This is a genomic window from Kribbella sp. ALI-6-A, from assembly GCF_001984195.1.
GTDB lineage: Bacteria > Actinomycetota > Actinomycetes > Propionibacteriales > Kribbellaceae > Kribbella.
Map to the genome: position 1 here is coordinate 1,227,913 of NZ_MTQN01000011.1, position 22,857 is coordinate 1,250,769.

Below are 22,857 nucleotides of genomic sequence, written 5' to 3' on the forward strand. Positions count from 1 at the left end.
TGATAGTACACAGTGCGTACTACGCGGCGCGTACTACGCCTGCCTGAAGTCGAGTTGCCGATAGCGCGCGAGGACGGCGAGATTGCCGTCCTGCACCCGCAGCGCGATGTCGGTCGACTCGACCGCCAGGCAGGTCGTCACCATCGAGCGAGCAGCCCCCGTCGGCGCCAGGCCGGCAGGGTGCTGTAGGGCGTGGCCCCCGGCGGCAGATTTCGACACGATCTCGCCGGTGCTCAGCAGCGCGTGCAGGCGCGGGATCCGAGCACGAACCACGGGACGATCCAGTCGGGTGTCACTCGTCGGCCAACGTCAGAAAGCGGGACGACGCCTCGGCCACCAGCTCAGGCAGCTCCGCGGCCGTCGGCGCCGGATCCGTCGCCCGCCGGGTCATCGGTTCGAAGCTCCCCGGACGAAAGCCGCGAGATCCTTGGACTGCCGCACCCGGGACTCCTCGTGCACGTACATCATGTGACCCGCCGGGTAGTAGTGGAGCTCGATGTTGTCGTGCAGTTCCGGCGGGATCTGCAGCCGGGCGACCGTGTGCTCGGTCGCGAAGTACGGCGTGGCGCAGTCGTAGTGGCCGGAGCGATGTGCACCTTCAGGTGCGGGTTGGCGCGCATCGCCTCGGCGAGTTTGTCGGCGACCGTGACGTGGTTGTTCTCGAACTCCTTGAACGACCAGTCCTTCGACGCGTCGCCGCTGATGATCTCGTACGGCAGGTCGTTGAGGTACTCCAGTTCGGCCCGCACGTAGTGGTTCAGCGCGGCCGTGTACGGCCCCATGATCGCGCGCATCGACGGGTCGTCGACCGAGACCTCGTGGGCCGCGTCGGACTCCCAGCCGGTGAAGCGGCTGTCCAGTCGCCCGATCACCTGACGGCGCGAGCGCAGCAGTTCGGCGAAGAACCGGGTGTGCTCGATCCGCAGGTCCACCCGGTCGATGTAGTCGGGCGACAGCCCGGTCAGGCCGGCCAGCCGCTCGACGATCTGCGCGCGCTCCTCGGCGGGCAGTCTGTTGCCCTGGGCAAGGGCATACGGGTACCGTCCGGCAGCGAAGTGCTCCGCGTCGGCGAGCACCGCGGACAGCTCCCGGTCCGGGATCAACCCGTGGTAGTGCGCGGCCGCGGCGTACGAGGGCAGGAACAGCGCGAACGGCAGGTCGTTGCCCGGGCTGAAGTCCAGCGTGCCGAACTCGAGCACCGCCGAGATCAGCATCACCCCGTTGAAGTACATCCCGTGCCGGTTCTGCAGGTGCGCGGCCAGCGCGGCCGCGCGGGTCGTCCCGTACGACTCGCCGGCCAGGAACTTCGGCGACATCCAGCGCCCGTTGCGTGACGCCCACAACCGGATCACCTCGCCGACCGACTCCAGGTCGGGCGTGAACCCGTGGTACTCCCCCGGCTTCTCGCCCTCGACGGCCCGCGAGTACCCGGTGGAGACCGGGTCGATGAACACCAGATCGCTGTGCTGCAGCAGGGTCTCCGCGTTGTCCACCAGCCCGTACGGCGGGGGCGCGAGCTCGCCCGCGTCGCCCGACACCACCCGCCGAGGCCCGAGCAGCCCCAGGTGCAGCCAGATGCTCGACGACCCCGGTCCCCCGTTGAACGCGAACGTCACCGGCCGCGACCCGACGTCGGCACCGTCCAGCGTGTACGCGGTCAGGAACACCTCCGCCTTCGGCCGGTGCCCGTCGAACTTGCCGTCGGTGACGACCTCGTGCCGCAGCACGATCCGGCCGGCGGTCGCCGTGTACTTCAGCTTCCGCCGGCCCACGGTCAGCACGTGCTGCGTCGTCGTCAGGTCGTCCACCGGGCCGTTCGCGCCGGGTGCCGCCGTCACCTTGTCCGCCGCCACGTCCTCGGGTCCCCGCTCAGCTGTCGCCATGCCCGGAACCCTAACAAAACAAGGCGGTCGGCCGTCGTCAGATTTCCACAGCCCCCGGCCGGCCGTCCTCCACCACGAACGACGCGTGGGTGTACTGCGGCGCGTCGGACCGACTCACCGTCGTCACCATCCGCAGATCCGTGCGGAACTGCTCCCGCGAGACCGTGCACCGCACGTACCCGCGCCGGTCCCCGTCGAAGAACTTGATGTGCGGGTTGTACTTGATCATCGGCCCGTAGTACGGCCCGTACACCTGGCCGTCGCCGTTGCTGGTCAGCGACGTCCCCACGAACTCGGTCGCCACCACCGGCGTTCCGGGGCGGTCGAAGTTCTCGTGGATGTCGTTCACGAACGTCGAGTGCCAGTCACCGGTGACCACCACCGGGTTCCGGGTCTTCGCCTGCTTCCACGCCTCGACGAGTCGTTGCCGCGCGCCCGGAAAGCCGTCCCACGCGTCATGCCAGAGCAGATCGCCCGCCGCGCCGTCGTGGTCGAGCCGGCCGACCATCACGTTGCTGGCCAGCACGTCCCACTGCGCCCGCGAGCGCTTCAGACCGTCGTACAGCCACTTCTCCTGGGTCTTGCCGAGCATGGTGATCGACGGGTCGTACCCGCCTTCGCAGGCGTCGGCCTCACCCCAGCCGCACGGCGGCACACTGCGGTACTGCCGGCCGTCGACCACGTCGAACTGCGCGAGGTCGCCCCACTGGAGCCGCCGGTAGATGCGCGGGCCCTCGCCGACGGGCCGCGCCGGACGGCGTACCGGCTGGTGCTCGTACCAGGCCTGGTACGCCGCTGTGCGCAGCGCGGTGATGTCGCCCTCGTACTGTGACTGGGTGTTGGCGTAGTCGTTCTGCACCTCGTGGTCGTCCCACGTCACCATCCACGGGAACCGCGCGTGCGCGCGCTGGAGGTCCGGGTCGCTCTTGTAGAGCGCGTACTGCATCCGCCAGCGCTCGACGTCGCGCGGAGCCTGCTGCAGTACGGCGGGCACCGGCGTCTTGCGGTAGCCGCCGTTGGCCGGAATGCCACCTTCGTAGACGTAGTCGCCCAGGTGCAGGACGAGGTCCAGGTCTTCCTCGGCCAGGTGCCGCAGCGCCGAGTAGTAGCCGCTCGACCATTCCTGGCAGGACGCGAACGCGAAGTTCATCGACGCGTGCTTGCCGGTGCGCACCGGCGCCGTCCGGGTACGCCCCACCGGCGACACGTCCGTGCGGTACTTGAACCGGTAGAACCATTCGCGATCAGGAGCCAGCCCCTCGACCTCCACGTGCACCGAGTGCGCCAACTCGGGCAGAGCCCACGTCAGCCCCTCCCGTACGACGCGGCGGAACCCTTCGTCGAGTGCGATCTGCCACTGCACCGGCACCTTGCGGTCGGGCATGCCACCGCCCGGCACGAAGCGGTCCGGAACCAGCCGGGTCCACAGCACGACACCACTGACCGTCGGGTCGCCACTGGCCACGCCGAGCGTGAACGGGTAGTCACCTCCCCCGGGCCTCGGGGTCGCCTCGGCGGGGCCGACCGGCAACTGCGCGAGGGCGGCGAGACCGGCGACACCTCCCACGGCTCCCAGGAAACGACGGCGGTCGACAGCGTGATCTGCAGGCGGAGTCATCTCACGGACGCTAGTGCGATCAGGTGACCGACGGCCGACCAGCGAGTGTCGCGAAGGCATCTGCTATGTTTGACAACACTGTCAAACATGCGAAGGACACCCCCTGATGCGATCGAGCGAACTCGTCCTGGCGTTCTGGGACCAGGTCTGGAACGCGCACGACGCCGAGGCCGTGGACCGGTTCGTGCCCGCGGACTTCGTGATCACCAACTCCGGCCGCGACATCGTCGGGCGGACGGCGTTCAAGGTCTGGATCAGGGCGTTCCTGGCCGAGCTGCCCGACCTGCGTCTGCTGCCGGTCGACACGTTCGAGAGCGCGGACGGCAGCCGGGTCACCTCGCGCTTCCTGATCACCGGCACGAACCAGGGCTACCTGCACACCGCCGCCATCGGCGCGCCGATCCAGTTCACCGGCACGGCGGTCTGGGAAGTGCGCGACGGCAAGCTGCTGCACAACTGGGTCGAGCGATCGGCCGCGGTGGAGGTCCCGGCCTGATGGCCGGCGTCCGGCAGTTCGACGAGCAGGCAACTTTCGAGCGGGCGCTGGACGTCTTCTGGACCAAAGGCTTCCGGGCGACCTCGATGCCCGACCTCGCCGCCGGGACGGGAGTCCAGCGCGGTTCGCTCTACCACGCCTATGGCGGCAAGGAGCAGTTGTTCCTCAAGGTGTTCGAGCAGTTCACCGCGGATTTCCTGGCCGGCGCGGCCGAAGCGCTCGCCGACGACAATCCGAAGCGGGCACTGACGGCGTTTTTCGACTTCGTCATCGCCTCGATCACCACCGGTACGCCGTCGCGCGGCTGCCTGTCGACCCGGACGGCGGTCGAGGCGGACGGCGTGGTCGAGGACGCCGTCCGGAAGCTGCTCGACGACCTGGAGGAGCTGCTGCTGGCCAGGCTGGAACAGGCCGACCTTGCGGTGGAGCCCCGAGAAGCAGCGCGGTTGGTCGTCGCGATGACCCGTGGTCTCGCCGTCCTCGAGCGCGTGTACGACGACCCGGCCAGGCTGCGCGAGACCGCCGCCACGCTCGTCACCTCGCTGCTGAGGTGATGAGCGCGGCATCCTTGTGCGCTCGTCGCCGGGTCCGGAACTCCCGACACCACGAAGCGCTGCGCGGCGTACGGCGGTCCGGTCGCTAATCTGCGGGCATGGCGAAGATCCTGCACCTGGCGTTCGAGCATGAGTGGGCGGCGGCGAAGGCGGCCGGTGCGTACCGGATGTCGACCCGGGGCGTCTCGCTGGACGACGGCGCGACCTTCATCCACGCGTCGCGGCCCGAGCAGGTCGGCGGGACCGCGAACCGCTTCTACGCCGACGTCGAGGAGCCGTTGCTGCTGCTGGTGATCGACACCGAGCGCCTGGTCTCGGCCCTGTGCGACGAAGACGTGGACGGCCGCGGGACGACGTTCCCGCACATCTACGGCCCGCTGAACCTGGACGCCGTGGTCGACGTACTGGCCTACGAGCGCGGTCCCGACGGCCGCTGGCCCGAACTCGCCGCCCAGGCCGTATCCTGAACGACGGAACGGGTCGGTCGGGCGATCGCGTCGCGCACTCCGGTGCGCGCCGAGGAAAGTCCGGACTCCACAGGGCAGCGTGGTGGGTAACGCCCACCCGGGGAAACCCGCGGGACAGTGCCACAGAGAACAGACCGCCAGCGGCCTGAACGGACCCCGTGGTTCGTTCAGGTGCGGGTGAGGGTGAAACGGTGGTGTAAGAGACCACCAGCTCGGCAGGTGACTGCGGAGGCTAGGTAAACCCCACGTGGAGCAAGGCCAAGAAGGACGCCGGGCAACCGGCGTTCGCGCGAGCGTTCGAGGGCTGCCCGCCCGAGCTCGCGGGTAGGCCGCTGGAGACTGCCGGCAACGGCAGCCGTAGATGGATGATCGCCGACTACAGAATCCGGCTTACAGACCGGCCCGTTCCCTTTCTCCGTCGGCGGTCGGCCGTCGGCGGTTGGGTGATGCTGCGTCGGTCAGAACGTCGCGATCGGGTTGACCGGGCTGCCCGACGTACCGGCGAAGCGGACCGGCGCGACGGCGAGCTGGAAGTCCCACTGGCCGAGCTCGGCAGCCGTCGTCGCGCACGCTTCCAGGTCGCAGTTGTCGAGCAGCCACAGACCCATCGCGACCAGGCTCACAGCGTGGACCGGCATCAGCACGTCGTCGTACCCCGACGGCTGAACGTCCTGCGGGGTGTCCGCGCCGATCAGCGCGACACCGCGTTCGTGCAGCCACGGCAGGCAGGACGCGTGCCAGCCGGCCTGCGTGATACCGCCGGCGTCACCGGCCTCGTGCCGGAAGCGGCCGTAGCCGGTCCGCAGGAGGACCGCATCGCCGGGTTGCACCCGCACGCCCTGTCGACGCTCGGCCTCCTCGAGATCGTCGGGAAACACGCCCTGGCCCGGTTCCAGCCACGGCACGTCGCGGACCTTCGCGACGTCCAGCAGGACGCCCCGTGTGACGATCCCGTTCGCCGCCGCCGTGACGGCCGCCCACGCCGATCCCGCTTCGGCGTCGACGAGCGAGTGGGACCGGCCGTTGTACATCTTGCCGTCCCAGAAGAGATGGCACGGCGAGTCGACGTGGGTGATCGTGTTGCCGTGGAACATGATGCCGAGCCGCTCGTTCGAGAAGCCCCAGCGCCGGTCGTTGCGGAACAGCTGCGGCATGTGCTCGGCACCCGGCATGTCGGCGGCGCACGGGCACGTCGTCGTCGACCGCTCCATTTCCGCCGGTACGGCGACCTCCCACGCGCACGACACACTTCTGCCGTGGCGCACGGCCCGGGCCGCCGCGAGCCGGACGTCGTCGGTGATGTGGTTCAGCGTGCCGAGCTGGTCGTCGTCGCCCCAGCGTCCCCAGTTCGACAGCGTGTCGAAGTAGCCGAGGACCTCGTCCTGTGTCGGTAGCGATCGGCCTGCCGTCATCGTGGCTTCAACTCCTCCGGTCACGCGGTTCGAGGCACTTCGTCTGGCATGAGACCAGATCAGCGGGTCAGCAGTCTTTTGAGACGACTGCCTGGACCTCAACCACTGGAGGTGAAGGTACGCCGCTCCCGCGTGCTGGGCTGCGCGCCGGGTGGATCGGCAAGCCGGCCGGCCAGCAGGCAGGCGACCGCCGGGAGCAGGATCAAGGTGGCGAGAACGACCTGCAGGGACGTTTCCTTGCCCAGGGCACCAAGTGCCGGTGCGACGAGACCGCCGGCGCTGACCGCGAGCCCGAGCGTCACGCCGCTCGCCGTACCGACGCGATTGGGCAGGTAGTCCTGGCCGAGCGTGATGTGCAGCGAGAACGGGACCGACAACGCGATCGCGGTCAGTACGACGAAGGCGAGCATCGCCGGACCGGGGACGAAGGTCAGCCCGGCCAGACCGAGCGCGGCCGCGGCGTACGCGACGCGCATTACCGGGAGTCGCCCCCACCTGTTGGCCAGCCGGCCGCCGAGCAGCGTGCCGACGACGCCGCCGCCGAAGAGAACGACCAGGACAGCCGAGCTCCCGGTGGCGGACAGGTCGAGCCGCTGCCCGATGAACAGGCCGACGAAGGTCGTCAGTCCGACGTACACGATCGAACGCAGGACGACGATCGCGGTCAGCCGGGTGAATGATCGCCAATCGTCGGATCCGGTACGGCGTACAGCGGTTGCTCGGGCTGCGCCGCCTGATCGGAGCAGCGGGATGGTGATGAGAGCGCCGATCACGGCGGGGATTACCAGGAGCGGAGTCGCGCGCAGACCGCCGACCGACAGCAGCGGCGCCACGAGCACCGGTGCGAGCGCAAAGCCGACGATCCCGCCGAGGGAGAACCAGCTCATCCCGACGTGTCCGCCGCCGGTGACGGCTCGCGCCGTACGGGCCGCTTGGGGGTGGTACGCCGCGACGCCGACGCCGGTGAGGGCGATCACGAGCAGGGTGAGCGGGTAGGAGTCGACCAGGCCGATCAGCGCCGTACCGGCTCCGGTGCCGAGCATGCTGATCGGGAGCAGCCAGGGCATGGACCACTTGTCGGTCAGCAGCCCGAAGATCGGCTGGACCACCGAGGACAACAGGGTCGCTGCCAGCACGAAGCCGGACACGGCGACGTAGTCGTAGCCGCGTTCGGCGACCAGGAACGGGACAAGCACCGGCACGATCCCCTGGTACAGGTCGACACTGCCGTGCCCGGTCGAGAGCAGCACCGTCGGAAGCCTCTTCATGGCTCCCACCCTCGGCCACCGCAGCGCTGTCCGGCTTCCGATAATCTGACAGAACATGTCGACAAGCCGCCACCAGCCGATCGCGCCCACCGTCCTGCGCCGCCTCGACGCCGGCGCCGGCATCGACGCGCACCGGCACGACGACCACCAGATCGCGTACGCCGCCCGCGGGGTGCTCGCCGTCGCCACCGATCAGGGCCACTGGATCGCGCCGGCGAACCGCGCGATCTGGATCCCGGCCGGCGCCGTACACCAGCACCGCGCGTACGGCCGGACCGACCTGCACCTGATCGGCCTGACCGAGAACCCGCTCGGCCTGACCACTCCCGCGGTCCTTGCCGTCGGCCCCCTTCTGCGCGAGCTGATCATTGCCCACACCAACGATGCGGTGTCGACGCCGGACGAACGGGCCCGGCTCCGCGGCGTACTGCTGGATCAGCTGCAGCGAACCGCGCAGCAGCCCTTGCGCCTTCCGCTGGCGCGGGATCCCCGCCTGGCCGCGGCCTGCGCCGTCCTCACCGCGAACCCGGCCGACAACAGCACCCTCGCCACGCTCGGCCTCAAGGCCGGCGCCGGCGAACGCACCCTCTCCCGCCTGTTCCGCACCGAGTTCGCCATGACGTTCCCCCAGTGGCGCACCCAGCTCCGGCTGCACCACGCCCTCATCCTGCTGGCCGAAGGACACCCGGTCACCACCGTCGCCATCCGCTGCGGCTGGTCCACCCCGAGCGCCTTCATCGACACCTTCCGCCAGACCTTCGGCCACACCCCGGGCCGGCGCCGTTCGTAACCCATGATGGTCGGATGATCTACGAGCTGAACCACGTCGGCGGCCAGGTCCGCGACCTCGACGCGACCCTAGCCTTCTACACAGCCTTGGGAGCGCAGGTCGTCGACCGCCTCTTCATGCCCGGCCCCCGCGTCCACCGAGTCCACATCCAGCTGGGCACCGGCCTCGTCGAACTCCTGCACCCCGAGCAGCCCGCCGACGACACGACGTACGGCTTCAACCACATCGGCTTCCTGACCGACGACCTGGACGCCGACCACACCCGCCTCCTCACCGCCGGCTACGCCGAACTCACCCCACCCCGCGTCGCATCCAGCGGCCAGGGCCGCCTCTCCTTCCTCGCCGACCCCAACGGCGTCCGGGTGGAACTCCTCCAACGCACCGAGGACTTCCGCATCCCACCCATCACCACAGGCTCGGTACGCCGCCTGGCCCACATCGCACTCCCCGCCCCGGACCTCGACGCCGCGATCACCTTCTACACCACCCACCTCGGCATGCACCCCGACTCCGAGCACGCCCCGACCACACTCCGCCTAGGCCTCGACGCCCTCAAACCCCACCACTCCTGGCCACCGGCCCGCACCCTCATCAACCACCTCACCCTCGAGACCACCACCCAGCACCCCGACACCCACGACCCCGACGGCAACCGCCTGACGTTCCTGCCGGTTTCCTGAACCTCTCGGCTCGCTGCCCAACGCCACCCAGAACGGCGGTCAGACGGCCGGCCTCGCTCGTGGGCACTTCCCAACCTTCATGTTCTTGGTCTTTCCTTGTGAACTTGGGCTTTTCGAACCTCGGCCGTCAGGTGAGCTTGAGTTCGTAGTACTGGCTGATCAGGTTGCTGCCGAACAGGTTGTGCGGCTCTTCGCTCGTCAGGGTGAAGCCGCGGGCGAGGTAGATCTGGCGGGCGGCGACCAAGGGGTCGTTGGTCCACAAAACCACGCGTTCGTACCCGAACCCGCGCGCGAACTCGAGGCACGTGTCGACCAGTCGGCCGCCGAGACCGTGGCCTCGGGCTTCGGGGGTGAGCAGGAGCAGGCGGAGTTTGGCGGTGGATTCGTCCGGGCCGCGGACGCAGAAGACGCAGCCCACGCGGCGGCCGTCGACTTCGGCGATCCAGGCGGCCTCGCCGGTCACGCCGGCGACCTGGGCCTCGGCGTAGTCGGCGACGATGCGGGCGACCAGGGCTTCGAAGGGCCGGCCCCAGTCGTACTCGGCGGCGTACAGCTCGCCGTGGATCTGCACGACCCAGCCGAGATCACCCGGCCGGTCGGCGGGACGGATCACTACGTCGGACATCTGCACCACCCGATCTACTGACACGACTGTTTCAGTAGGAGATACTAGTCGGGTGCCGACGACGAAGCCAGCCCCTTCCGCGCGTGAGCAGGAACTGCTGGAGCGCGCCTACGAGTACTCGCTCACCCACGGCCTCGCCGAACTCTCGCTGCGCCCGCTCGCAGCCGCGATCGGATCGAGCCCACGGGTGCTGCTGTTCCTGTTCGGCAGCAAGGACGGTCTGATCCGCGCATTGCTCGCCCGGGCGCGCTCCGACGAGCTGTCCCTGCTCCAGCAACTCCGGTACGACGAACAGCCCGGCCTGGAGGTGGTCGGGATGGAACTCTGGCGCTGGCTGTCCGCGCCCGAGCGCCGCCCGTTGATGAACCTCTGGGTCGAGGCCTACGGGCGGTCGCTGGTCTCCCCCGACGGGCCGTGGGGCGACTATGCCCGCTCGACCGTCGAGGACTGGCTCGAGTTGCTCAAGGCATCGCAACCCGATGCCGAGAGCAAGCATGCGCGCGCCCGGCGGACCGCGCTGCTGGCGTTGCTCCGGGGCGCGCTGCTGGATCTGCTCGCCACCGGCGATCTCGACCGCACCACCAAGGCGGTCGAGTCATACCTGTCCCGCTGAAACCGGCGACTACTCCGTCAGCTCGAAAGCGACGGTCCGCTTGGCGATATCCGCCTCGACGAGTTTCACCCGGACCAACTGCCCCAGCGGCAGCGCGCTGGAGCTGTGGACCTTGCCCTCGATCGCCAGCGTGGAGAGCGTGACGACACCCCGTGTCGGGTCGCGGTCGTCGACGTCGACCACAACCCCGTCGAACACGGCGCCGACCTGCTCGGCGACCAGCCCGGCCTCGACCATCGAGACGATGGCCCGCTCGTAGGCGTTGGCCTTGCGGGCGCTTTCCTCCATGATCTTCGGGATCTCGTCCATCGACTCGCGGACCCAGTCCGGCACGGGCCGGTCCGCGCACAGCGCCACGCAGATCTCCCCCGTCCAGCGATCCACCAGCCGGCGCAACGGCGCCGTGACGTGCGCGTACTCGGACTTCATCGCGGCGTGCTCAGGCCGCTCCGGCACACCACCCGAGAACGCCGTGTACCCGGCGCCACGGAACAGCACCGTGCAGGCCGCCAGCATCGCCGCATGCGTCGGCTGTTTCGGGTCGAGCCCGTGGATGAATTCCGCGTACGACGTACCGACCGGCCAGGTGATGCCGAGCGCCTTCGCCGTGTTCTCCAGCTTGCGGCGCAGGTCGTCGTGCGACTCCGGCAGCGTGCGCAGGATGCCGATCTCGCCGTACATCATCAGATGCGCGGCGGCCATCCCGGTCAGCAGCGAGATCTGCGCGTTCCAGCCCTCGACCGGCAGCGGGGCGCGGAACTCCAGCGTCCACTCGCCGCCGGCGGTGACGACCTCCTGGTCGGGGATCGGCAGGTTGACGCCGCCGCGTTCGAGCTCGCGCTGTTCGCGGAGCTTGCCGACCTCGCGGAGCAGTTGCAACGACTCCGGTGCCGTACCGGCGTCCAGGTCCTTCTGCACGCCGGCGTAGTTGAGCTTGGCGCGCGACTTCACCAACGCGCGTTCGCACACCACCTCGGTGCCTTCGCCGGAAGCGTCGACGGTGATCGTCCACAGCAGCGCAGGCCGTACGGCGTCCGGCAGCAGCGACGCGGCGCCCTCGGACAGCTCCGGCGGGTGCAACGGCGTGCGCTTGTCCGGCGCGTACAACGTCTCGCCGCGCCGGCGTGCCTCGAGGTCGATCGGGTCACCGGGCTGCACGAACGCCGCGACGTCCGCGATCGCGTAGTGCACGGTGTAGCCGTTGCCGGCGCGTTCGATGTGCAGGGCCTGGTCGAGGTCCATCGAGTCCGGCGGATCGATCGTGACGAACTCGATGTCGGTCCGGTCCAGCTCCGGCAGCCGCGGGTTCTTCACTGCCGCCAGCGCGGCCGCGGTGACCTCGGGCGGGAACTCGGCCGGGATCTCCAGCTCGCGCCGGATCGTCTGCAGTGAAGCCCGGAGCACCTCGGGCACGTCTTCGGCGAAATGCACCTTCTGCAACGGCACTCGACCACTCCGTCCTGGCTCGACCCGGCCGCCACGATGCGGCCGGGGAGACTCAGACTAGTGCCCGGCCCCGCTCGGCGAACGCAGGCCGCACGCCGGACGGGCTCAGCCGGCCGTCGGGACGGGCTGCACGTTGAAGCTGCGCAGCGACGCCAGGCCGTCGGCGTACCAGTGGATCTCGGTCACCGTGGCCGGCTTCAGCTCCATCCGGAACAGCGAGGCCATCGGCGCCTGCAGCACGCCGCGGACCATCAGCTTGATCGGCGTCACGTGGGTCACCACGACCACCGTCTTGCCCGGGTACGACGCCAGGACGGCGTCGCGCGCCGATCGAGCCCGCCGGGCACACGCGTCGAACGACTCGCCCCCGGGCGGCGCGACCGTGGTCGAACCGAGCCAGGCGTTCAGCTGGTCCGGCCACTTGGCCTGGACCTCGGCGAAGGTGTGTCCGTCCCAGTCGCCGAACGAACACTCGACCCACGCGTCGCGCACCTCGACCTCGAGCCCGAGCCGCTCGGCGACAGCGGCCGCCGTCTGTCGCGTCCGCAGCATGGGGGAGGAAATGATCGCGTCGACCGGGCCGAGCTCCGCCGTCCCGGCGACCGGCAGGTTGCCGGCCGCGTCGGCCGAGGTGGAGGCCGGCTGCGATTCCCCGACGAGCCCGGCGATGTACTGCGCCGCCACCTCGGCCTGCCGCCGCCCGATCTCGCTCAGCCCCGGGTCGTCCCCGCCCGATCCGGAGAACCGCTTCTCGACCGTGTGCGCGGTCTCGCCGTGCCGCAGGAAGATCAGCCGGGTCGGCGGCTCGGTCGACGCACCGCCCCAGCCCGCCAGCGCCTTGCCGAGCTCGGAGGCCTCCGTGACCACCGGCGCGGCCGAGCTCTCGGCCGGCTTCAGCGGCACCGGCTTGCCGTCCAGCGCCATGTTCGCCAGCGCGTCCGCGGCCGCGTTCTGGGCCCGCGGAACCCAGGTCCACTCGGTCCCGAACGGCGCCAGCGACTGCGCCTTCATCGCCAGCGGCTTCATGTCCGGGTGCTTGACCTTCCAGCGCCCGGCCATCTGCTCGACCACCAGCTTGGAGTCCATCCGGACCTCGATCGACGCGTTCGGCGCGTACTCCGCGGCCAGCTCCAGCCCGGCGATCAGCCCGCTGTACTCCGCGACGTTGTTGGTCGCGACCCCGATCGTCACCCCGGCCTGCGCGATCACCTGACCGGTGACCGGGTCCCGCACCAGCGCGCCGTACGCCGCGGGGCCCGGGTTGCCCCGGGAACCACCGTCGGCCTCGACGATGACGTGCGTGTAGGTCATACCGCGCTCTCCGGCGTCCGGACCAGGATCCGTCCGCACTCCTCACAGCGCAGTACGACGTCCGGCGCGGTCGCCTTGATCTTGTTCAGGTCCGACGGCGCGAGTTCCATCCGGCAGCCCATGCAGCGCTTGCCGACCAGCGGCGCCGCGCCGATGCCGCCGTTGCGCTCGCGCAGCCGCTGGTACTGCGTGATCAGGTCGTCGGGCAGATCGGCGGCCAGGGTCGCCCGCTGGTCGCCCAGCGTCGCGCGCTGCTCGTCGAGCTCCTTGAGCGAGGCGTCACGCGCGCTCTCCAGCTCGGCCTGCCGGCCGGCGAACGCGGCCGCGCGGCCCTGCAGGTCGGCCTGGGTCGCCTCGGCCGCCTCCAGCCGCTCCATCACCTCGAGCTCGGCGTCCTCCAGGTCGGAGATCCGGCGGTCCAGCGAACCGATCTCGTGCTGCAGGTTTTCCAGGTCCTTCGGCGAGGTGACCTGGCCGGAGTCCAGCCGCTGCTGGTTGCGCGCCTTGCGCTGCCGGACCTGCTCGACGTCGCTGTCGGCCTTCTTCTGCTCGCGGCGCAGGTCCGACACCTCGGTGTCGGCGGCGACCAGCTCACGGTCGACCACGGCCTTCTCGGCGCCCAGCTCGGCGAGCGCCTGGTGCTCCGGGAGCGACTTGCGCTTGTGCGCGACCACATCCAGCTGCAGATCGAGATCCTGCAGCTCCAGCAACCGGCGTTGGACAGCGGGCTCGGCGTTCAGGGTCGGCTCCTTAGATCGCGCGTTCAGTTGTCAGCTACCGCGGACTAGAGACGAAGGTCCCAGGCGTCGGTGCGGAGCGTCGAGATGTGAGTGTCCACGGTACTGCCCCGCTCTGCCAAGCCCGCGATCAGGAGGCGTTCGGCGTCGGCCAGCCACGGCCACTCGCTGGCCCAGTGCGCGACGTCGATCAGCGCCGGGCCGTCGGCGTACGCACGGGCCTCGGTCGCCGGGTGATGCCGCAGGTCGGCGGTGACGTACGCGTCGACGCCCGCCGCCCGGACCCGGTCCAGCTCGGAGTCACCCGCTCCCCCGCACACCGCGACCGTCTCGATCGGCCGCTCCGGATCCCCCGACACCCGGACGCCGTGCTCGGTCCGTGGCAGACCTCGGTCCACGACCGCGGCGAAGTCGCGCAGGGACAGCGCCCCGGGCAACGTCCCGATCCGGCCGCCCCCGAGCTGACCGGGCAACGACGCGAGCTCCAGTACGTCGTACGCCGGCTCCTCGTAGGAGTGCGCGGCCCGCATCGCCTCGACCACCGCGCGCCGGCGATGCCGCGGCAGGATCATCTCGACCCGGGACTCGGTGACCACCTCGATCGCGCCGACCTGCCCGATCGTCGGGTTGGCCCCGGCCAGCGGACGGAACGTGCCTTCGCCGGTGGCCGACCACGCGGCCCGGTCGTAGTCGCCGATCCGGCCCGCGCCGGCCGCGGCGAGCGCGTCGATCATCGCCTGGGTCTCGTCGACCGGCACGTAGACGACGATCTTGTCCATCGGATCGGCCGGCATCGCCTTCAACGGCCGGGTCTCCCGCAGCCCGAGCACGGCCGCGAGCGCGTCGCTGACGCCGGGGTTCGCGTTGTCCGCGTTGGTGTGGCAGACGATCAGCGCGGTGCCGCTGCGGATCAGGTCGTGCACGACCCGGCCCTTCGGCGTCGTCGCGGCCACGCTGTTCACGCCCCGCAGCAGCAACGGGTGGTGCGAGACGATCAGGTCGAACCCGCCGTCGATCGCCTCGTCGACCACCGCGCGCATCGGGTCGACCGCGAACAGCACCTTGCCGACCGGCTGCTCGGGATCTCCCGTCACCAGTCCGACGGCGTCCCAACTCTCTGCCCAGGCAGGGTCGTAGAGCCGGTCGAGAACAGCTTTCACGTCAGCAAGACTCGTTGTCACGAGGACATCCTGCCGCAGACCGGCCGTGCCGCACTCAACGCACCAACCCCACCCGGAGACCCGAACCGGGTGGGGTTGATGATCTTGGTGGCCGCGTCAGATCAGCCAGGCGGTGGTGTCGGTCGGCAGCTTGTCGCCTTCCATCGGGCCGCTGGACAGCACCACGGCGCCGTCGGGCAGCTCGATCGGCGCGGCGCCGAAGTTGGTGACCGACTGCCAGCCGCCGGGCCGCCGGAAGTGCAGGACCTCTTCGCTGCCGTTCACCCACTCCAGCCCCTCACTGGTCTGCAGCCCCCGGCGTACGGCGAGCGCCTTGCGGTACAGGCTGAGAGTCGAGTCGGGATCGCCCTCCTGCGCCTCCACCGAGTACGCGCCGAACCACTTCGGCTGCAGCAGGTGCGACCCGCCGGAGCCGAAGCCGAACGACAGGCCGTCAATCGTCCACGGCAGCGGGACCCGGCACCCGTCGCGGCCCTTCTCGGCACCCTTCGAACGGAAGTACGCCGGGTCCTGCAGGTTCGCCGCGGGCAGCTCGCCGACCTCCTGCAACCCGAGCTCCTCCCCTTGATACAGGTACGCCGAACCGGGCAGCGCGAGCATCAGCAGCACGGCGGCCCGCGCCCGGCGCAGACCCTGCGCGACGTCGACGGTCGGCTCGGTGCCGTTGCTCAGCAGCCACGCCTTGCCGTCCTGCCAGGCGCCCTCAGGGTCCTTCGGCAGCCCGTAGCGCGTCGCGTGCCGGACGACGTCGTGGTTGGAGAAGACCCAGGTCGAGGACGAACCGTTCTGCTCGGCCAGCGCGAGATTTTCGGTGATCACCTGGCGGAACCTGTCGTGGTCCCAGTCGGCCTGCAGCAGGTCGAAGTTGAACGCCTGGCCGAGACCCGCGGCACTGGCGTAGCGCGCCCGGCGAGCGGCCGGAACGAACGCCTCGGCGACCGCCGAGCGAGGCGGGTCGTACTCGTTCAGCACCTGGCGCCACTCGACGTAGATGTCGTGCACGTCGTCGCGGTCCCACAGCGGATGCACGCCGTTGGACTCCGACTGCCGCGGCAGCGTGCTCTTCGACGGCAGCGGCTCGGTCAGGTCCTTCTTCAGCGCGTGCGCGACGTCGACGCGGAAGCCGTCCACACCCCGGTCGGACCAGAACCGCAGCGTCTTCAGGAAGTCCTCGCGGACTTCCTCGTTGTCCCAGTTCAGGTCGGGCTGCTCGGCGGCGAACAGGTGCAGGTACCACTGGCCGTCGTGGATCTGGGCCCAGGCCGAACCGCCGAAGACCGAGTCCCAGTCCGACGGCGGCTGGTCGCCGACGCCGTCGCGGAAGATGTACCGGTCGCGGGCGGGCGAGTTCTTCGGCGCGGCCAGCGCCTCGCGGAACCATTCGTGCCGGTCGGAGCTGTGGTTCGGCACGATGTCGACGATCAGCTTGATGCCGGCCTCGTGCAGCGTGCCGACCAGTTCGTCGAAGTCGGCGAGCGTGCCGAGCCGGGGGTCGACGTCGCGGTAGTCGTCCACGTCGTACCCGCCGTCGGCCAGCGCGGACGGGTAGAACGGGCTCAGCCAGACCGCGTCGATGCCCAGCGAGCTCAGGTACGGGACGCGGCTGATGATGCCCTGCAGGTCACCGATGCCGTCGCCGTCGGAGTCCGCGAAGCTGCGCGGGTAGACCTGGTAGACGACCGCCTGCCGCCACCAGTCGGCATCGGTTGAAGTACTAGTCACAAGAGCCTCACTCTGTGCTCACTCGGATACTCGCCGGATTGATTAATATAGAGTTTAAATTTAGAATCTGTAGTATTGTGCGGGCGGTCGGGCAAGGAGGTCAAGAGGGATATGCCGAAGACGTCGGTGGCGACGCCGCCGCTGCTGCGCCGGGTGAACGCCAGCAAGTTGCTCGGCGTGCTCTCCTCCCAGGGGGTGATGACCGGCACCGGTCTGATCGAGGCGACCGGCCTGACCCGGGCCACCGTGCACGCGGTCTGCAACGACCTGATCGGCATGGGCTGGGTGGTCGAGCTGGACCCGGTCCGCGACGACACCACCGTCGGCCGCCCGTCGCGGCGGTTCGAGTTCAACAGCGACGCCGGCTATGTGCTCGGGATCGATGTCGGCGCGGGCAAGACCACCGTCGTGGTCGCCAACCTGCGCGGCGAGACGGTGGCCAAGGCCGGCCGATCGTTCGCGGCCGTGAAGGAGCCCGCCGACCGGACCGAACTGGTCGAGGAAGCGGTGGCCGACGCGATGAAGGCAGCCGACGTGACCGACGACCAGGTGATCGCGGCGGGCGTCGGAGTGGCGGCGCCGGTCGACCGCGGCGGCAACATCCTGGCCGACGACGAGTTCTGGCGGCGGTTCGACGCCGGCCTGACCGCGCGGCTGTCGAAGGCGCACGGCTGGCCCGCCCTGCTGGAGAACGACGCCAACCTGGCGGTGCTCGGCGAGCACTGGCGAGGCCAAGGTCAGGGCGTCGACGACCTGATCGTCCTGCTCGCGGGTGAGCGCTTCGGGTCCGGGTTGATGGACTCGGGGCGGTTGCTGCACGGCAGCCGTGGTGGCGCCGGCGAGATGGTCTACCTGAAGCTGGTCGAAGGCGTCGGCGACACGCACGGAATCGCCCGGATGGCGCGCGAGCGCGCAGCCGCGGCGATCGCGGATCCGTCGGTCGAGACCGTCCTGCGCGAGCTCGCCGGTTCCGAACCGGTGACGGCGGAGCTGGTGTTCGCCGCCGCGGCCCAGGGCGACCGCGCGGCGGCCGACGTCCTGGAGATCGTGGGTCAGCGCACGGCGCGCGTGATCGCGACGCTGGGAATCTTGTTCAATCCCGAACTGGTGGTGATCGGCGGCGCGGTCGCGGAGGCGGCGACGGCGTTGCTGCCGAAGATCGAGGACTTGCTGACCACCTTCACCAGTACGCCGCCGCGAGTCGCGGTGTCATCGCTCGGCGACACGATCGTGTCGGTCGGCGCGGTCCGGCACGCCCTCAACTACGTCGAGCAGAACGCCCTCGACCTGACGCTGACCGCCCGGCGCTTCTGACTCAGTCGCGGGTGTGGTGCTCGGCCAGGTCCAGCTCGCCGTCCAGCTCGAGCTCGACAACCGTGCAGTCGCGATCCAGTGCCGTGTCGGAGTCGACGTACAGGTAGGTCCAGCCGGCTGCGCCTTCGATTCCGCCGCCCTGGCGGTCGATCCGCAGCTCGACGCCGGAGCCGACGATCGTTGCCTTGAGCACCTTGTTGCGGACGCCGCGAACCACGAAGTACTCGTTCGGCCGGTCGAAGCCGAACAGGTAGACCCTGCGCCGGTCGGCAGACACCGTCGACGCGCCGTAGAAGGCGCCGTTCGGCAGACCGCGCGTCGTGCCGAAGACGGCCCGCTCGTGCCGGCGGATCCAGTCCCCCAGCTCCCGCAGCCGCTCGACCTGCTCCTCGGGAATGCTGCCGTCCTCGCGCGGCCCGACGTCGAGCAGCAAGTTGCCGCCGCCACCGATCGTCTCCGCGAACAACCGGATCAGCTGCCGCACCGACTTGTAGTGGTGGTCGTCGTGCTGGAAGCCCCAGGAGTCGTTGATCGTGACGCACAGCTCCCACGGCCCGGCCGGCGGCACGATCGGCACGCCCTGCTCCGGCGTCGCGTAGTCGCCGAATCCCCCACGCATCCGCCCGTTGACCACCGTCTTCGGCAGCTTCGCCGCGATCAGGTCACGCACCTCGTCCATCCGCCACTGCTCCGGATCCCGCTCCCAGTCCCCGTCGAACCACAGCAGGTCCGGCGCGAACCGGTCGATGATCTCGGTCAGCTGCGTGCGGTGGAAGGCGAGGAACCGCTCCCACCGCTCCGGGTCCTCCGCACCGGCCGCCGGTACGGCGAACGGATTGCCCCGCTCGTCGGCCGGCATCCCGGCCGGCCGCACCGACGCGTAGTCCGGGTGCGTCCAGTCGAGGTGGCTGAAGTACAGCCCGACCTTCAGCCCGTGCCGCCGCAGCGCCTCGACGTACTCGCTGACGATGTCCCGCCGGGCCGGAGTGGCCTTGACCGTGGACAGGTCGTTGGCCGCCGTGTCGTAGAGCGCGACCCCGTCGTGGTGCTTCGAGGTCAGTACGGCGTACCGGGCGCCCGCCGCCTCGAACAGCTCGGCCCAGGCGTCGGCGTCGAACTTGGCCGCGGTGAACCCGTCGAGCTGCTCGAGGTAGTCCTCGTGGCTGATCTCGCCGTTGAAGAACGACCAGGACTCGGCGATCCCGTTCACGGCGTAGATGCCGTAGTGCAGGAAGATGCCGAGCTTGGCCTGCTCGAACCAGGGCTGGATCGCCATCGCGCACTCCTCGGGTCGGGGCAGCGATAGGATATAGGATCCTAGGGCTGCCGGGTCAGGACCTGCGTGACCGCCTCGAGCACGACCAGGTTGCGCCCGTAGGTGACGGCCGTCGGCACGCTCGCCGGGACCAGCGCCCGGTCCTCCGGGATCCCGGTGCAGAGCACGAACACGTCGCCCTCGTGGCTCTCGATCAGCAGTTGCAGGGCCGCCCGCATCCACGGCGTACGGACCGCGTCCTGGACGGCGACCACGAGCGGCCGGCCGATCGCCGCCGCCTGCGCCTCGCCGAGTGCCTCGGCGTCCGCCGCCCGCAGCACGATCCCGGCCGAGCCGGGCGCGATCCGGGCGAACACCTCCGGCAGCCCGCTGAAGTACGGGTTCCAGGCCGGGTGCAACCCCTGCGTCAGGTCCACCACGTACGGCGCACCGCCGAGCGCCGGGAACTCCTGGCCGGTCACCGTCCGGGCCGCGACCTCGCGAGTCGGAGCACCGTCGAGTCCGGGCAGCCGGGTGCGGCTCGCGAGGTCGGCGGCGAGATCCCGAACCCGGCCGGCGGCCTGCGCGACGCGCGACGCGTCGAGCGTTCCGTTGCTGATTGCATCGACGATCTCGGCGGTCAGCGCCCGTGGGTCGGCCTCGCCGATCGCGATCATCGCCAGGTCGGCACCGGCCCGGATCGACTCGACCGCGGCCTGCTCGATCGACCGGGTCGCGGTGATCGCCTGCATCTCCAGCGCGTCGGTGGTGATCACGCCGGTGAACCCGAGCTCGTCGCGCAGCAGGCCCTGCAGGATCCGCCGCGACAGCGTGGCGGGCTGATCGTCGTACGCCGAGAAGACGATGTGGGCGCTCATCACCAGATCGGCGCCGGCCTCGATGGTCGCCTTGAACGGCGCGAGCTCGACGGCGCCGACCTGCTCGATCGACCGGTCCACCCGCGGCAGCGCGAGGTGCGAGTCGACGGCCACGTCGCCGTGTCCGGGGAAGTGCTTCGGACAGGCCGCGATGCCCGCGTCCCGCACGCCCTGGACGAAGGCGACGCCGTGCCGGGACACCACGCCGGCGCTGGTGCCGAACGAGCGGGTCGAGATGATCGGGTTGGCCGGGTTGCTGTTCACGTCGACCGACGGCGCGAGCATCACGTCGATGCCGAGCCCGGCCAGCATCGCGGCGGCGTCGCGGGCGGCCGCGCGGGTCAGGTCGGTGTCGTCCAGCTCGCCGAGCGCGCGCGGCGAGGACAGCGGCCAGGGGTTGGCGGGGGCGAGGTGGCTGAACTCGCCGCCCTCGTGGTCGATCGCGATCAGCAGGTCCGGCCGCTCGGCGCGCAGGGCGGTGGTCAGCGCGGACACCTGGTCGGCGTCGACGACGTTGCGGGTGAACAGGATCACCGCGCCCAGTCCGTTCGCGACCGCGCGGCGCAGGTCGTCGGGGGCGGTGGTACCGGTGAAGCCGACGATCAAAGCGCCGGCAGCATCGCGTTCCAGTTGATCACTCATTGCGCCACCCTCTCCTGTCCGCCCGGTACGACGCCAGTGGACCCGGCGTCGTCGCAGTTCACCGAACCCACGTCTGGGCGTCACCTCGGGTTCCACCGGCCCCAGCAGGGTTGGCGGGAATCCATTTCCCGATCCGTTACGGAGCTCCGCCATGCCCGTCACACCGATCACTCGTCGCACGTTGCTGGTGGCCGCAACAACCGTTGCCGGCGCCACCGCGGTCGCCGCGACCGGCACGCTGCCCGCCGCCGGGTCGCCGCTGACCGACGCGACCGCCGCCGGACCGTCGCAGCCGCTCGCGAATCCGTTCACCCTCGGCATCGCCTCCGGCGACCCGGACTACCAGAGCGTCGTGCTGTGGACCCGGCTCGCGCTCGACCCGCTCGCCGCCGACGGCATGGGCGGCATGCCGAGCCGCCGGTACCAGGTGCAGTGGCAGGTCGCGCTCGACCCCGGCATGCGCCGCGTCGTCCGGGCCGGTGTCGTGTCCGCCGGACCGGAGTCGGCGCACGCCGTTCACGTCGAGGTCCGCGGCTTGCTGCCCGGGCGTGAGTACTACTACCGGTTCCGTTGCGAGCGGCACCTGTCGGAGATCGGCCGGACGCTGACGACTCCCCTGCCGGGCACGTACGGAAGCCCGCTGCACATGGCCTTCGTGTCCTGCTCGAACTACGCGGGCGGCTACTTCACGGCGTACCGGCGGATGGCGGAGGAGCACCCCTCGCTGGTGCTGCACCTGGGCGACTACATCTACGAAGGGGCCGGCGGCACCGGACCGCGCACGCACTCGCCGGCCAAGGAGATCTGGACGCTGGCCGACTACCGGGTCCGGCACGCGCAGTACCGGACCGACCCGGACCTGCAGGCCGCGCACGCCGTCGCGCCGTGGGTCGTGGTCTGGGACGACCACGAGCTGGAGAACAACTACGCCGACGAGATCCCGTCGCCGGCCGGGCAGGCCGGGTTCCTGGAGCGGCGCGCGGCGGCGTACCGGGCGTACTACGAGATGATGCCGCTGCGGCGCAGCTCGATCCCGAGCGGGATCGACATGCAGATCTACCGGCGGATCCAGTGGGGACGGCTGGCGTCGTTCCACATGCTCGACACCCGGCAGTACCGCAGCGACCAGGCCTGCAACGACACGACGTCGGACTGCCCGGCGGCGCTCGACCCGGCGCGCTCGATCACCGGTCCGGAGCAGGAGAAGTGGCTGCTGGACGGCCTCGGCCGCTCGTCGGCGACCTGGGACGTGCTCGGGCAGCAGGTGTTCTTCGGCGCTCGCGACTTCACCTCCGGCCCGGCCGTCAGCTACAGCATGGACGCCTGGGACGGGTACGCCGCCTCGCGGCAGCGCATCCTCGACGGCTTCCAGCAGCGCAACGTCACCAACCCGGTCGTGCTCACCGGCGACGTCCACAAGCACTACGCCAACAACCTGCTCGCCGACTTCCGCGACCCCGACTCGCGCCCGGTCGGCGTCGAGCTGGTCACCACGTCGATCACCTCCGGCGGCGACGGCCAGGACTTCCCGTCCGGCGGGCAGGTCCAGCTCGACGAGAACCCGCACATCAAGCTGCTGAACAACCAGCGCGGCTACGTCAGCACCCACCTCACCCGCGACTCGCTGCGTGCGGACTTCAAGGTGATCCCGTACGTCAGCACCCCCGGAGCCCCGGTCTCGACCCGGGCCTCGTTCACCGTCGAAGCCGGTCACCCGGGCCTCAACCCCGCCTGACCGACCGGCCGTCCCCGCTCCCCGTCGCACCCACAAGGTGCGGCGGGGAGCTGCTTTTTGTCCTTTCAAAGGCCATCGTTGTCAATGACCGTCCGTGCCTCCACAGCCTGTTTCTGTGCACTGTGTAGCGCGGTCATGCCTGATTAGCAGCGGCAACCCCTCGCTGTATCGACCGGTTCCGGATAACGTTGTCTCTCGACCTGACCGCCACCGACCGGAGCCCGATCACC

The 22,857-nt window shown here is 70.2% G+C and carries 21 protein-coding genes and 1 other RNA gene; 9 read left to right on the top strand and 13 right to left on the bottom strand.

Annotation, left to right across the window (positions count from 1 at the left end):
* Positions 1 to 33: 33 nt before the first annotated feature.
* The 3 genes from BWI15_RS26275 to BWI15_RS26285 form a co-directional block, all read right to left on the bottom strand.
* A complete protein-coding gene (locus tag BWI15_RS26275) occupies positions 34 to 273 on the bottom strand; it encodes a hypothetical protein (RefSeq protein ID WP_077017091.1) in 240 nt (79 codons plus the stop codon).
* 191 nt (positions 274 to 464) lie between these two features.
* Positions 465 to 1,883, bottom strand: a complete 1,419-nt coding sequence (locus tag BWI15_RS26280; protein WP_237771470.1) for a S10 family peptidase — start codon at positions 1,881 to 1,883, stop codon at positions 465 to 467.
* Between the two features lie 37 nt (positions 1,884 to 1,920).
* Complete coding sequence (locus BWI15_RS26285; RefSeq protein ID WP_077017092.1) at positions 1,921 to 3,501, bottom strand: alkaline phosphatase D family protein; 1,581 nt, start codon at positions 3,499 to 3,501, stop codon at positions 1,921 to 1,923.
* 106 nt (positions 3,502 to 3,607) lie between these two features.
* On the opposite strand from BWI15_RS26285, the gene BWI15_RS26290 reads away from it, so the two are divergent.
* The 4 genes from BWI15_RS26290 to rnpB all read left to right on the top strand — a co-directional run bounded on the left by BWI15_RS26290 (position 3,608) and on the right by rnpB (position 5,427).
* On the top strand, positions 3,608 to 3,997 hold the full coding sequence (locus BWI15_RS26290; protein WP_077017093.1) for an ester cyclase: 390 nt from the start codon (positions 3,608 to 3,610) through the stop codon (positions 3,995 to 3,997).
* Positions 3,997 to 4,551, top strand: coding sequence for a TetR/AcrR family transcriptional regulator (locus BWI15_RS26295; RefSeq protein WP_077017094.1), 555 nt, complete (start codon positions 3,997 to 3,999; stop codon positions 4,549 to 4,551). Before BWI15_RS26290 ends, BWI15_RS26295 begins: the two co-directional genes overlap by 1 nt.
* Before the next feature lie 98 nt (positions 4,552 to 4,649).
* Complete coding sequence (locus BWI15_RS26300) at positions 4,650 to 5,018, top strand: DUF952 domain-containing protein (protein ID WP_077017095.1); 369 nt, start codon at positions 4,650 to 4,652, stop codon at positions 5,016 to 5,018.
* Between the two features lie 9 nt (positions 5,019 to 5,027).
* Positions 5,028 to 5,427: RNase P RNA component class A (rnpB, locus tag BWI15_RS26305), an RNA gene on the top strand.
* 49 nt (positions 5,428 to 5,476) lie between these two features.
* Here the strand turns inward: rnpB and BWI15_RS26310 are convergent.
* Positions 5,477 to 6,430: a cyclase family protein gene (locus BWI15_RS26310; RefSeq protein WP_077017096.1), complete on the bottom strand. Its 954-nt coding sequence runs from the start codon at positions 6,428 to 6,430 to the stop codon at positions 5,477 to 5,479.
* Positions 6,431 to 6,528: 98 nt separating this feature from the next.
* Positions 6,529 to 7,698, bottom strand: coding sequence for an MFS transporter (locus tag BWI15_RS26315; RefSeq protein WP_077017097.1), 1,170 nt, complete (start codon positions 7,696 to 7,698; stop codon positions 6,529 to 6,531).
* 55 nt (positions 7,699 to 7,753) lie between these two features.
* On the opposite strand from BWI15_RS26315, the gene BWI15_RS26320 reads away from it, so the two are divergent.
* Positions 7,754 to 8,488, top strand: coding sequence for an AraC family transcriptional regulator (locus BWI15_RS26320; protein ID WP_077017098.1), 735 nt, complete (start codon positions 7,754 to 7,756; stop codon positions 8,486 to 8,488).
* Positions 8,489 to 8,502: 14 nt separating this feature from the next.
* Complete coding sequence (locus BWI15_RS26325; RefSeq protein WP_077017099.1) at positions 8,503 to 9,168, top strand: VOC family protein; 666 nt, start codon at positions 8,503 to 8,505, stop codon at positions 9,166 to 9,168.
* Positions 9,169 to 9,295: 127 nt separating this feature from the next.
* On the opposite strand, the gene BWI15_RS26330 is transcribed toward BWI15_RS26325, so the two are convergent.
* Positions 9,296 to 9,793: a GNAT family N-acetyltransferase gene (locus BWI15_RS26330; protein WP_143465822.1), complete on the bottom strand. Its 498-nt coding sequence runs from the start codon at positions 9,791 to 9,793 to the stop codon at positions 9,296 to 9,298.
* 52 nt (positions 9,794 to 9,845) lie between these two features.
* Here BWI15_RS26330 and BWI15_RS26335 point away from each other — a divergent pair, with 52 nt between their 5' ends.
* Positions 9,846 to 10,406, top strand: coding sequence for a TetR/AcrR family transcriptional regulator (locus BWI15_RS26335; RefSeq protein WP_077017100.1), 561 nt, complete (start codon positions 9,846 to 9,848; stop codon positions 10,404 to 10,406).
* Between the two features lie 9 nt (positions 10,407 to 10,415).
* On the opposite strand, the gene BWI15_RS26340 is transcribed toward BWI15_RS26335, so the two are convergent.
* The 5 genes from BWI15_RS26340 to BWI15_RS26360 all read right to left on the bottom strand — a co-directional run bounded on the left by BWI15_RS26340 (position 10,416) and on the right by BWI15_RS26360 (position 16,803).
* Positions 10,416 to 11,852 carry an RNB domain-containing ribonuclease gene (locus BWI15_RS26340; protein ID WP_077017101.1) on the bottom strand — a complete coding sequence of 479 codons (1,437 nt, stop codon included), beginning with the start codon at positions 11,850 to 11,852 and terminating at the stop codon, positions 10,416 to 10,418.
* Positions 11,853 to 11,957: 105 nt separating this feature from the next.
* Positions 11,958 to 13,163: a bifunctional RNase H/acid phosphatase gene (locus BWI15_RS26345; protein WP_077017102.1), complete on the bottom strand. Its 1,206-nt coding sequence runs from the start codon at positions 13,161 to 13,163 to the stop codon at positions 11,958 to 11,960.
* Positions 13,160 to 13,873 carry a zinc ribbon domain-containing protein gene (locus BWI15_RS26350; protein ID WP_202817727.1) on the bottom strand — a complete coding sequence of 238 codons (714 nt, stop codon included), beginning with the start codon at positions 13,871 to 13,873 and terminating at the stop codon, positions 13,160 to 13,162. Before BWI15_RS26350 ends, BWI15_RS26345 begins: the two co-directional genes overlap by 4 nt.
* A 74-nt stretch (positions 13,874 to 13,947) precedes the next feature.
* A complete protein-coding gene (locus BWI15_RS26355) occupies positions 13,948 to 15,081 on the bottom strand; it encodes a Nif3-like dinuclear metal center hexameric protein (protein ID WP_077017104.1) in 1,134 nt (377 codons plus the stop codon).
* 96 nt (positions 15,082 to 15,177) lie between these two features.
* Complete coding sequence (locus BWI15_RS26360; RefSeq protein WP_077017105.1) at positions 15,178 to 16,803, bottom strand: glycoside hydrolase family 13 protein; 1,626 nt, start codon at positions 16,801 to 16,803, stop codon at positions 15,178 to 15,180.
* A gap of 111 nt (positions 16,804 to 16,914) precedes the next feature.
* Between BWI15_RS26360 and BWI15_RS26365 the strand changes: the two genes are divergently transcribed.
* On the top strand, positions 16,915 to 18,117 hold the full coding sequence (locus tag BWI15_RS26365; protein WP_077017106.1) for an ROK family protein: 1,203 nt from the start codon (positions 16,915 to 16,917) through the stop codon (positions 18,115 to 18,117).
* A gap of 1 nt (position 18,118) precedes the next feature.
* Here BWI15_RS26365 and BWI15_RS26370 read toward each other — a convergent pair whose 3' ends face one another.
* Both BWI15_RS26370 and nagZ read right to left on the bottom strand, forming a co-directional pair.
* Positions 18,119 to 19,393, bottom strand: a complete 1,275-nt coding sequence (locus tag BWI15_RS26370; RefSeq protein WP_077017107.1) for an alpha-L-fucosidase — start codon at positions 19,391 to 19,393, stop codon at positions 18,119 to 18,121.
* Between the two features lie 41 nt (positions 19,394 to 19,434).
* Complete coding sequence (gene nagZ / locus BWI15_RS26375; RefSeq protein ID WP_077017108.1) at positions 19,435 to 20,892, bottom strand: beta-N-acetylhexosaminidase; 1,458 nt, start codon at positions 20,890 to 20,892, stop codon at positions 19,435 to 19,437.
* Between the two features lie 151 nt (positions 20,893 to 21,043).
* Here nagZ and BWI15_RS26380 point away from each other — a divergent pair, with 151 nt between their 5' ends.
* Positions 21,044 to 22,627, top strand: a complete 1,584-nt coding sequence (locus tag BWI15_RS26380) for an alkaline phosphatase D family protein (protein ID WP_077017109.1) — start codon at positions 21,044 to 21,046, stop codon at positions 22,625 to 22,627.
* Positions 22,628 to 22,857: the final 230 nt, after the last annotated feature.